We start from the raw sequence: 691 nt of genomic DNA on the forward strand, positions 1-691 counted from the left end.
CGGTCTGTGGATTCGTTGTTTGGTGTGCAGTGGGTGTCGGTGGGGCGTCCGGGTGTGGGTGTGGAGCAGGGGTGGGAGGTGGTTCGTCCGGGTGATGTGTTCGCGGCGTTGGAGGTGGTGCAGGCCTGGCTCGGGGTTGATGATGATGAGCGGGTTTTGGTGGTGTTGACCGCGGATCCGTCGGATCCGGTGGTTGCGGGTGTGTGGGGGTTGGTGCGTTCGGCGCAGGCGGAGCAGCCGGGCCGGTTCGTGTTGCTTGGTGGTGGTGGTGAGGCGGATGTGCCGGCGGTGTTGGCTACTGGTGAGCCGCAGGTGGTGGTGGCCGGGGACGGTTCGTTGCGGGTGCCGCGGCTGGTCCGGGCCGCGGGTGGTGAGCGGGAGCCTGATTTCGGTTCGGGTGCGGTGTTGCTGACGGGTGCTTCGGGTGCGTTGGGTGGTGTGGTGGCGCAGCATCTGGTCGCGGCGTATGGGGTGTCTGAGCTGGTGTTGTTGTCCCGGCGTGGTCGGGTGGCGGAGCTGGATGAGCGGTTGGTCGCTGCGGGGGCGCGGGTGCGGTGGGTTGCGGGTGATGCCGGTGATCGGGAGCTGCTGGAGACCCTGGTGGATGGGGTTTCCGCGGTGGTGCATCTGGCGGGGGTGCTGGATGACGGGGTGGTGACGTCGTTGACGCCGCAGCGGTTGGCGCGGGTGT

Annotated in this window: 1 protein-coding gene; it reads left to right on the forward strand. The window is 68.3% G+C overall.

The features are described 5' to 3' along the window. Positions 1–60: 60 nt before the first annotated feature. The coding region (locus LDL48_RS44935; protein ID WP_225261013.1) for a SpnB-like Rossmann fold domain-containing protein at positions 61–691 on the forward strand (631 nt) is incomplete at its 3' end.

Origin of the sequence: Jidongwangia harbinensis (assembly GCF_020216025.1) — a bacterium.
GTDB classification, from domain to species: domain Bacteria; phylum Actinomycetota; class Actinomycetes; order Mycobacteriales; family Micromonosporaceae; genus Actinoplanes; species Actinoplanes harbinensis.